Origin of the sequence: Sphingorhabdus sp. (assembly GCF_046292425.1) — a bacterium.
In the GTDB taxonomy this organism is placed as follows: domain Bacteria; phylum Pseudomonadota; class Alphaproteobacteria; order Sphingomonadales; family Sphingomonadaceae; genus Sphingorhabdus_B.
The window spans coordinates 22,472-32,770 of sequence record NZ_JBKBQV010000027.1; the positions used below are offsets into that span (position 1 = coordinate 22,472).

At 54.5% G+C, this 10,299-nt stretch carries 7 protein-coding genes; 1 reads left to right on the forward strand and 6 read right to left on the reverse strand.

What is annotated here, in order from left to right; genetic code table 11:
• Positions 1 to 68: 68 nt before the first annotated feature.
• The 6 genes from ACK4S7_RS07450 to ACK4S7_RS07475 are packed head-to-tail and all read right to left on the reverse strand — an operon-like array spanning position 69 to position 7,464.
• Entirely contained in the window at positions 69 to 710 is a 642-nt protein-coding gene (locus tag ACK4S7_RS07450) for an isochorismatase family protein (RefSeq protein ID WP_409645544.1), read from the reverse strand.
• Positions 710 to 1,891, reverse strand: a complete 1,182-nt coding sequence (locus ACK4S7_RS07455) for a CaiB/BaiF CoA transferase family protein (protein ID WP_409645546.1) — start codon at positions 1,889 to 1,891, stop codon at positions 710 to 712. The genes ACK4S7_RS07450 and ACK4S7_RS07455 overlap by 1 nt, the downstream gene beginning before the upstream one ends.
• On the reverse strand, positions 1,888 to 3,762 hold the full coding sequence (locus tag ACK4S7_RS07460; protein WP_409645548.1) for a hydantoinase B/oxoprolinase family protein: 1,875 nt from the start codon (positions 3,760 to 3,762) through the stop codon (positions 1,888 to 1,890). Before ACK4S7_RS07460 ends, ACK4S7_RS07455 begins: the two co-directional genes overlap by 4 nt.
• A 13-nt stretch (positions 3,763 to 3,775) precedes the next feature.
• A complete protein-coding gene (locus tag ACK4S7_RS07465) occupies positions 3,776 to 5,824 on the reverse strand; it encodes a hydantoinase/oxoprolinase family protein (protein WP_409645549.1) in 2,049 nt (682 codons plus the stop codon).
• A gap of 11 nt (positions 5,825 to 5,835) precedes the next feature.
• Positions 5,836 to 6,741: a hydroxymethylglutaryl-CoA lyase gene (locus tag ACK4S7_RS07470; RefSeq protein ID WP_409645551.1), complete on the reverse strand. Its 906-nt coding sequence runs from the start codon at positions 6,739 to 6,741 to the stop codon at positions 5,836 to 5,838.
• A gap of 48 nt (positions 6,742 to 6,789) precedes the next feature.
• Entirely contained in the window at positions 6,790 to 7,464 is a 675-nt protein-coding gene (locus ACK4S7_RS07475; protein ID WP_409645553.1) for a GntR family transcriptional regulator, read from the reverse strand.
• 87 nt (positions 7,465 to 7,551) lie between these two features.
• Here ACK4S7_RS07475 and ACK4S7_RS07480 point away from each other — a divergent pair, with 87 nt between their 5' ends.
• Positions 7,552 to 10,065, forward strand: a complete 2,514-nt coding sequence (locus tag ACK4S7_RS07480; protein ID WP_409645555.1) for a TonB-dependent receptor — start codon at positions 7,552 to 7,554, stop codon at positions 10,063 to 10,065.
• Positions 10,066 to 10,299: the final 234 nt, after the last annotated feature.

A 10,299-nucleotide genomic window follows, 5' to 3' on the forward strand; every position in this document is an offset into this window, starting at 1 on the left:
GATTTCGTTCACCCTATCTCCTAGCACTCCTTGACCTTGCACGGCGTACGAGAGGGATAGCATCTGCGTTATTCATTCGGCAGGGCTTGCAAAAATCCGACCGCATCTCGTTCCGAAATGACCTCGGCATATTTGGCCTGAAGATCAAACAGATTGGCTTCGTGCGGCGCGGGGTGCCGGTCGCCGCAAGCGTCGCGGACAACAAAGGGTGCAAAGCCGGACTGAAGTGCATCCAGCGCCGTTGCGCGCACGCAGCCTGATGTCGACAGCCCTGTAATGAGCAAGGTGTCGATGCCCTGGGACCGAAGAATTGTCGCAAGAGATGTTCCGAAAAATGCAGATGCATATTGTTTCGAAATGATATGCTCGCCCTTCAAGGGCTGAAGTGATGGCGGAAATGCGCCAAGGGGCGAGCCTTCCAAAAACACCTTCAACGATGGAATTTTCTTGTAGAACAACCCGCCGTTCGCGCCGCCTTCTTCATAAACGACCTTGGTAAAAATCACCGGAATGCCCGCGCCCCGCGCCGTTGCTAGCAAACGTTCATTGCTCGCCAAGACGTCCTCAACTGCGGCGTATAAGGGGGACGACGGGTCCAGATACGCCATCACAAAATCGACGATCAGCAAAGCGGGGCGCTCGCCAAATGAAAGACGCCCGTCAAACGCACCGACATAGTTCGCTGCAAGGTCGTCGCTCTTTTGTGTCATCAGATGGCACCTGCCGCGGTCAGTCGGGTCAACTCTTCATTTTCCATACCAAGCAGCCCACCGTAAATCTCTGCATTGTGCTGCCCTACAATTGAGGGAGCTGGCGAGCGGACGCTGCTTGGCGTCGCTGACAGCTTCGGAAATGCGCCTTGCATCCTGAGCTTGCCATAACGCTCCGTGTCGACTTCAATGATTGCCTCGCGAGCCTGAAAATGAGGATCAGCCATCATTTCCGGCGCGCGATAAACCCGGCCTGCGGGGATGGAATATTCGGTCATCAATGCGTCGACTTCGTCCACACTCAGCGTGGCCGTCCATGCGTTGATTAGCTCATCCAGCTCCAACTGATTATGCCCACGCGCTAAATGGGTAGCGTAACGTTCGTCGGTGCCAAGCTCTGGTCGGCCCATGGCTTCTGCCAGTCTTTGCCACAAGGAATCCTTATTCGCACCGATCATATATTCGCCATCTTTGCAGATGTAGACGTTCGATGGCGCAATCCCCGGGAGGATGGAACCGGATCGTTCGCGAATAAAGCCGCCATGGTCATATTCGGGAATAAGCCCCTCCATGACTTGCAGGACGCTTTCATACAAAGCAGCATCAATGACCTGCCCGTGACCCGTCAGGGTGCGATGATGCAACGCAGCCAGAACGCCCATGCATCCATATGTCGCCGTAAGCGTGTCACCAATGGATATGCCCATCCGGCTGGGCGAACGATCAGGCTCTCCAACGATGTAGCGCCATCCGCCCATTGCCTCTCCAATGCCTCCAAAGCCTGCGCGGTTGGAATAAGGGCCCGTCTGGCCATATCCCGACATGCGCGCGATGATCAGGCCAGGATTTTCCGCCAAAAGCGCATCAGGAGAAAAACCCCATTTCTCCATGGTGCCGGGTTTGAAATTCTCGATCAGGATATCGGCTTTGCCGATCAACTTGCGGACAATCGCCTGCCCCTCCGGGATGCGCAAATTGGCCGAAACCGATTTTTTGTTGCGCGCCACAACCTCCCATTGGACCTTTTCAGCGCCCTGCCCCCAAACGCGCATTGGGTCGCCGGCACCTGGTGGTTCCACCTTGATAACCTCGGCGCCCATGTCGCCAAGCAACTGGCCGCAAAACGGGCCAGCCAGCAGTTGGCCGAGTTCAACGACGCGTAACCCCTTTAATGCGCTCACTCGGCGGCCTCCAACGTCTTCCAGACCGGCCGAAGCGGGGGCGCTAGACCCGTTTCAGCCTCACAATTGGCGCGAAGTGTTTCTATACCGGGCCCATAATTGAACAAGGGGAGCGCTAGTCGTTCCTGCCGCAATGTGGCGCGCAACGCATTGGTGGCTTCAATGTCAACGCCGCCATCTGCATTTGCGACGACACCATAAGCTTTTGCACCTTCAGCTGTTACAACGCCTTGCACAATCTCTTTGCCTACAAGCGCGGGATCACGATCAAGTGCGTCGCCCCATCCGCCTCCGCCCCATGTGATGAAATGCAACTGGTCGCCTTCTTCGACATGGACGTCTTCGACCTTATTACCGATAATCTGCGAGCTGCCATCTGCCTTATCGAGAATTTTGCGCGCACGCTTGCCAGGCTCTCCGCCATTCACGCCCCATGGCGGAATAAACCAGCGGTCGTCATGGATGGAGATCGTTCCGCTGGCAAGAAACCGGTAGGTCATGTGAATGCCATTTCCGCCACGGTGCAGACCAGCGCCGCCACTGTCGGGCTCGGTTTCATAACGTTCGATGAGCAGTGGGAAATAACGCTCCAGAAATTCGTTGGGTACGTTGGTAAATCCCGGCCAAAGCGAATGGCCATCAGGTCCATCGCCCATCGGTCGGCCTGGTATGCCGCCAAAACCAATCTGGAACAGCTGGAACCAGTCGCCTTTTTTATCATTGCCTGAATAAAATAGGTGAGGACTGGAGGAAAAACCGGCCGCATTCAGGAACTCCGGTGTCTTTTGTCCTAAAAGACCACCTAGAATATCAAAAATGCGGCCCAGCGCGTGGGTGCGACCAGAGAGCGCTGCTGGAAATTTGGGCTTTAGAAGCGATCCGTCGGGGATGCGGACATCGATCAGATCATAGAAGCCATCATTGAACAGGATTTGGGGATCAAAAACCATAATCATGTAAATGCCGAAGAACATCTTGAACATGTTTTCGTTCAGGAAGAAATTGATCGATGCCTGGCTCTGCGGATCAGTACCGGCGAAATCCAGAACAACCTTTTCGCCTTCGCGCCACATCGTACACTTAATCTTGTATGGGCCAGCGCCCATACCGTCGTCACAGATATAGTCTTCAAAGCTGACAGGATCCTCGCCGATTGCCATGGCGATGAGCGATTTCATCGCACGATGGTTACGCGCCAGCAGTTCCTGCGTTGCCGAAATGTAAACATCATCACCAAAACGCCCGGCCATTTCGATCACGCGACGCGACGCAACCCGACAGGAAGCAATGAGCGCGTTCAAATCGGCCTGGCACCAATCCGGTTTACGGGTCTGATGCATCACAAGCTTCATCAGATCGTCATTATACTCGCCCTTTTTCCAGATCTTGACCGGAGGGATACGAACGCCCTCTTCAAAGATTGACCGGGCATTGATTGGCATGGATCCGACGACCTTGCCGCCAATATCTGACTGATGCCCGAACATCGATGTATAGGCGATCAATCGACCATCTTTGAATACCGGTAGCAGCACTAGCCAGTCGTTGGAGTGACTGACAGCACCGTCACAGGAATATGGATCGGACAGGAAGATCATGTCGCCATCTTCAAGCGTCCCGTCAAAGTTGTCGAGGAATCCGCCGATGAAACTACCGAATTGCCCGACGATCATTTTGCCGGTGTGGTCTGCGATCAAGGGAAAAGCGTCACCTTGTTCGCGAATTCCGGGCGACATGGCGGTGCGGACCAATGTTGCATCCATTTCAATGCGGGCATTTCGCAAGGCATTTTCAATAATGTCGAGCGTAACCGGATCGATAGCAATCTTGTTAAAGGGCGTATTGTTTGTTTGAATGATTTGGGCGGGCATGTCGTTCGCCTCCTCAAGCCAGATTGATCAGGATGTTGCCAACCTTGTCGACAATCGCGACGCAGCCAGTTTCTATGAGTGTGGTAGAGTCCATCTCGACCACGATAGCGGGTCCGGGAATGACATCCCCCTGAAGCAGCTTTGCGCGATCATAGATTACAGCAGCCTGTTCCCTGCCGTCCATCCACAAAACATGGTCGCGCATTTTGGCTGCCGCCGGGTTTCCATCACCTTTGGGCAGTTCCGCAGCAGGCAAGTCGAGCGCCTGCCCCAAGGCAACCGCGCGCAAGTTGACGATTTCGTGCGGCGTGTCCATGTTGAACGTGAACAACCGCAAATGCTCTTCATCAAACCGTTTCAAAATGCCAGCGACACCGTCACGCTCCAGAACCTCCGGCGTGATAGTCAGCGGCACTTCAAATGCCTGTCCGGCATAGCGCACATCAATTTCAAATTCGCTGCTGATGTCGTCGTCGCTTATCCCGTCCGACTGCAGTTCCGCGCGTGTCTGGTGCGCCATTTCCTTGAGGATGGCGATAAGCTCGGTTGCGTCGGTGGTCGTAGCCAGTCGCGAAAAGCTGCGCGCCGTTTCTGTCCGCATGCGCGTCGTAGCGTCGCCTAGCGCACATAACACGCCCGGCGAGACGGGCGATACAGCAGGCCAGCTACCCATCAGCCTTGCCACTGCATTGACGTGAAGAGGCCCGGCACCACCAAAGCCCATCAGTGCGAAGTGGCGTGGGTCATAGCCTTGCTGGACGGAAATCATGCGCAGCGCGCCGAACATGTTTTCGTTAACGATATCAATGATACCGCGCGCTGCCGCCATCAGGTCGATGCCAAGTGCATCGGCGATCGTCTGAACCGCCTTTTTCGCGCCTTCGCGGTCAAGCTGAAACGTACCGCCCAACAGGTTTTCCGGCAGATAGCCGAGCACGACATTCGCGTCCGTGACGGTCGGCGCTTCGCCGCCCTTGCCATAGGCTACGGGACCGGGAACAGCCCCCGCAGACTGCGGACCGACGCGCAAGGCTTTGGTCAGTTCGGGCACATAAGCGATTGACCCGCCGCCCGCGCCAACGGTCTTGACGTCCAGCGAAGATGCGCGCACCGCCAAATGGCCAACCTCAGTCGTACGGACGCGGCGTGGTTCAAGATTTTCGATAAGCGCTACGTCGGTTGACGTTCCGCCTACGTCCAAGGTGAGGATATTCTTGATACCTGCATTCCTGCCGACCCAAAGCGCGCCAGTGACGCCACCGGCCGGACCTGACATCAATATATCGACTGGGTGCTCCTGCGCTTTCTGCGCGGACATCAATCCACCATCAGACCGCAGCAGTGACAGTTTGCCAATAAAGCCCGCGTCTGCCAGTTTGCAGCGCAGATTTGAAATATATTTGCCAACAACCGGACGCACCGCAGCATTTGCGACGGTAGTAAGCGTCCGCTCATATTCCTGCATTTCAGGAAGCACTTCATGGCTTAACGACACAGGCACATCAGGCATCAATTCGCGCGCGAGTTCTCCGACGCGGCTTTCATGCGCGCCATTTGTGTATGCGTTCATGAAGCTGACGGTAATCGCCTCGACGCCTTGCGCCTTGAGATAGGCCAATGCAGTTCTGGCAGACGTTTCGTCCAAGGGCCGCACTTCGTCGCCTTGCGCATTCATCCTCCCGCCGACGGTAACAGTGTCTTCTAAAGCCGCCAGCGGCGTTGGCTTTGGCCAAATAATCCATGCTGCAAGACCGCCGGGCACGTACGACCGCGCGATCTGCATGATGTCGCGATATCCCTCGGTTACGATTAGGCCGACCCTTGCCCCTTTGCCTTCAAGCACGGCATTGGTTGCGACCGTCGTCCCGTGCAGGAAATATTCAATTTCTGCCGCATTCACCCCAGCATGATCGCAGATGGCATTCACACCGTTGAGGATACCTTCGCTGCTGTCATGCGGCGTGGACGGCGTTTTATGCCTCCAGAATGCGCCACTGTCTGCGTTGAACAGCAATAGGTCGGTAAAAGTCCCCCCGACGTCAACGCCCAACCGATACCCCATCTAACTCTCCCTTAAGCTACTTTTGGAAATGGTGGCGATTGCGCCACCATGCCGGGCAGTTTTCGGCCCATGATTTCCGATAACCAGATGCTAGTCTCGATGAGGCGCTCCAAATGCATCCCGGTTGAAATGCCAGCCCGTTCCAGCATGTAGACAACATCCTCACTCGGCACATTGCCAGCGGCCCCTGGTGCAAAAGGACATCCTCCAAGGCCGCCAAGCGACGCATCGACAACAGTTGCGCCTGCCAATACGGCTGCCCAAACATTGGCGAGGCCAGTGTTGCGCGTATTATGGAAATGAACACGAACGGGCAGCAGATTTACTTCCCTATGAATTTGCGCAACCAGACGTGCGACATGCGTTGGATTTCCCACGCCAATGGTATCCGCGAGCGCAATTTCCACCGGTCCCGCTTCAGCAATTGCTACAGCCATTTCAATGACCCGCTGGTCCGGTACTTCACCTTCAAAAGGACAGCCGAACGCAGCGGCTATCGTGCATTGTGCGGTCCGCCCTTCGGCTTTTGCCAGTGCAATGATGTCTTTGGCGGCTTCGACGGACTCCTTACTGGTTTGTCCTTGATTGGCCATTGCAAAGGTATCGGTCGCCACAGCTACAGCGCCCAGCTGGTCGATTCTCCCGGTTGAAAGGGCACGCTCCGCACCGCGCCGATTCAAAACCAGTCCGATATAAGTCATATCCTCGCGAACTGGCAGGCCAGCACAAACGGCTTCGGCATCCGCCATTTGCGGAACGCGGTTGAGGTTTACGAAACTGGTAACCTCGATTCTGCGCGCGCCAGCGTCGATTACGCCGTTGATCAGCGCAAGCTTGTCTTCTGTCGAAATCAACACAGCCTCGTTTTGAAGCCCGTCCCGTGGTCCGACTTCGACAAATTCAATTTGGTCAGTCATGGTCATCGCCCAAGCTGATGGCATAATTGTATACAAAATCAAACAGGATTATGCAGCCAGATTTGTCTTTTGAATTTCGGTGTCAGTGGAATGCGCCTCTGCATAGGCGTGAAATGCACGCCGAATATGCGCCGTCATAACCGCTGCCGCCCAGTCACTGTCACGATTGTCAAATGCAATTAACAACTCTTCGTGCTCATGATGCGAACGCCGCAGATTCTCAAGATCATACTGGCGCGCCGTTCTCAATATGACGGGCTGCTCTGTCACCTGTAAAAGCATGCTGGACAACCGCTCGGATGCAGCAGCCTCTAAAATTATGGCGTGAAACTGCCTGTTGTGATCAAGGAAACTTGGCACATCGGGATGTGCGGCTTCAATGGCTTGTTTAAGCTGGGCATTATGAACCCGCATACGCGCCAATTGCTCGCGCGTGACACGCAAGGCTGCACGTTTTGCAGCATGCGCCTCAAGCATCGCGCGTAGTTGAAAGGCGTCTTCAAGATCATCCAGCGACCAATCTGCGACAAAACTGCGCTGGGAGTCATTACGGCGCACAAACATTTCAGCCTCCAGCCGCCGGAGCGAATCGCGCACGGGGGTTCGCGATACACCGCATAATTCGGCAAGCGCCTCTTCTCTGATTTGCGAACCAGGGGGCAACTCACCCGACAATATCATGTTGCGGATGTGGTTATATGCGCGATCTGATGCCCTGGACATGGCCGTAACGCTCCTCTTGACGAATGGTATTTGTATACAATAAGCTGCATCCAAAGCAATATTAGGTAATACAGGGGGTAAGGTTACATGGGTATCGGGAAAAGTGCACTCCTCTCATCGATTGCAGTCAGTGTTTTAATACCCACGACAGCATTTGCCCAAACCGCCGATGAGGGCGTTGAAGCTGAAGAAATCATCGTAACTGCGCGGCGACAGAATGAACGGCTGATAGATGTACCAGCATCTGTCTCGGTGATTGATGCCGACGCGCTTGCAAAAACAGGCGCCGATAATGCGCAAGGCTTTGCGCAACTCACACCCGGCGTCACAATTGTCACCGGCACTGCGGAGGCTGGCGATACCCAGATCAACATTCGCGGCATTAACGGTGCTCGTGACGCCGAGAGTTCGGTAGCTCTGGTTGTAGACGGCATTTTGAAGACCAACACCGCGCAATTGAACCAGACGCAAGGAACGCTTCGTCAGATCGAAATCCTCAAAGGACCGCAGGGCGCGATCTACGGTCGCAACGCGGCAGCAGGTGCCATTGTTGTTTCGACAGTGAAGCCAGGCGACACACTCGAGGGTGCGGTCAAATTCAGCTATGCCAATGAACAGACTATTGAAGGCTCAGCTTATATTTCCTCACCGTTGGGAGAGAATGCAGGCTTCGTCCTTTCCGGGAATTACCGGACTACGGACGGCTTTTATCGCAACCTGTATTTGGACCAGAAAGTGGTGGACGACCAGGAGGTTTATTCCATCGACGGCCGCTTCATGGCGCAACTTGGCGATGCCACCGAACTCGATGTGAAAGCGCGCTATTCCAAACTGTCAGGCGCCTCAATCAACTTTAACTCGGTGTTTCATATCGAAGCCTTTGGCGGCGCCTTCTTTGAAGACGTCGATGCGCATGAACTTCGTTATTATAGCAATATACGGCCAACGAACGACCAACGCACGATCGACTTTTCGGCGAAGATCGATCACGACTTTGGCGCAACACGGCTGACCGCTTGGGCGCTCTATTCCGATGTCGACCAAAACCTTACTGCGGATGGTACCTCGGCCGATTTCGCGCGATACATCTCACCTGCGCTCGGTGCTCCTGCGAATGCAACGAATACGGCAGTGCAAAACAGATGCTTCGCGACGACCGCCGCATTGACTGGCTTTCCGCTAAACCCTCCTGGCTTTATTGGCCAGGTCCCCGTGCCATTTATTTTCGCACCCGCCACAGGATCCACCTTTGGCGCCTATAGCCCGACGACATGCGACGGCACGCAGTTGCAGATCCGTAACCAGAAAGACATTAGCGGCGAAATACGGCTGGCGTCGAACGGCGATGGACCATTGAACTGGCAATTGGGTATTTATGGCCTACACATCGACCGTACTGTGGGCGTCAGCCTTGGCGCAGATTTGGGACAAGGGGTCAGCCCTGAACTGTATAACGCGCCAGGCAGCAGCAATCCGACGTCGCAGTTGTTCAATGACAACTTCAAAACAGACGTATACGCGGCTTTCGGCTCCGTAGACTATAAGATGTCGGACATGTTTAAGGCCGGCATCGCGTTACGTTACGATGTCGAGGACCGCAAAACATCCAACCTTGTGCCAAATGTGGCTGATCCAATCACGGGCGCGAAGATCAACCCCGGACTTCCGGCCACTGGCAGCATTGCAGATAAGTCCGCGAGCTTTAAGCAAGTGCAGCCAAAGGTCACATTGAGCTTCACACCCAACAGCTCGACCAATATTTACGCAAACTGGGGCATTGGTTTCAAATCGGGCGGGTTTAACAACACCGGTTCCTCCGCTTTAGTAAATTCGAACTTCAATATTCCGGCGATTGGTGCAGGCGTTACTATCAATGACCAGTTCCGCAAGGAACGGTCCAGCTCGTTTGAAGCTGGCATTAAGGGATCACTATTAGACAACCGCGTAACATTTGACCTCGCAGGCTATTATACGAAAATCACCGATATGCAGTTCTTCGAATTCTTCGTCGGTTCGTTTGGACTGCTGCGCGTTGTGTCGAACATTGACAAGGTTGACGTGAAGGGCGTTGAACTGAATACGACCGCCCGGATCGTTGATGGCTGGAAGATATTTGGGTCGGTCAATTTGACTGATAGCGAAATAAAGGAAAATGCGTCGCGCCCGTACACCGTTGGCAATAAGTCGCCTTACACGGCGGATTACACGATCAATCTTGGAAGCCAGGTTGACGCACCATTAAATGATAACATCGATCTCGTAATGCGTGCCGATTACCGCATCACTGGTGCAACATGGTTCCACACAGTCCAGGATCAGACCCGCGCAACGATATTCAGCCAATTGCTGCCAATCTCCGCGTTGGCGCTGCCCGGCTTTGTTGGCAATGCCAATTACAGCGTTGCCAAGCGAGACCCTTTTGGTGTGCTAAACCTGCGGTTTGGGCTTGAGGGCGAAAACTGGAACGTGACGGCCTTTGCCGACAATATGCTCGACCGGAAGTATATTAACGAGGCCATTCCGGCGATCGAATTTGGCGGTTCCTTCATTTCACCTGGCGCACGCCGCCTTGTGGGCGTTGAGGTTGGCTACAAATTTTAAGCGTTCTTAGCCCGGGGCAATTTTTGCTCCGGGCTATGCTTCAACAGACGCGTCTAAATGTTGCTCCTGCCCAGCTCTGCCTTACCGAAACAACCAAACCAATCACGCAGGCGCGGGGCAGTATTGCTGTAGATATTCAGAATGGGTCGGCATATGCTGTACGACGAACTGGATGGATTTTTCCATTTCGTCAATCTCGCGACGCGTGGCGGGCTCCTTAATTGCATCTGCCAT

What these genes read in the sequence shown, in the direction of transcription:
- ACK4S7_RS07450 (WP_409645544.1), bottom strand. Translation starts at nt 710, where the DNA reads ATGACACAAAAGAGCGACGACCTTGCAGCGAACTATGTCGGTGCGTTT.
- ACK4S7_RS07460 (WP_409645548.1), bottom strand. Translation starts at nt 3,762, where the DNA reads ATGCCCGCCCAAATCATTCAAACAAACAATACGCCCTTTAACAAGATT.
- ACK4S7_RS07465 (WP_409645549.1), bottom strand. Translation starts at nt 5,824, where the DNA reads ATGGGGTATCGGTTGGGCGTTGACGTCGGGGGGACTTTTACCGACCTA.
- ACK4S7_RS07470 (WP_409645551.1), bottom strand. Translation starts at nt 6,741, where the DNA reads ATGACTGACCAAATTGAATTTGTCGAAGTCGGACCACGGGACGGGCTT.
- ACK4S7_RS07475 (WP_409645553.1), bottom strand. Translation starts at nt 7,464, where the DNA reads ATGTCCAGGGCATCAGATCGCGCATATAACCACATCCGCAACATGATA.
- ACK4S7_RS07480 (WP_409645555.1), top strand. Translation starts at nt 7,552, where the DNA reads ATGGGTATCGGGAAAAGTGCACTCCTCTCATCGATTGCAGTCAGTGTT.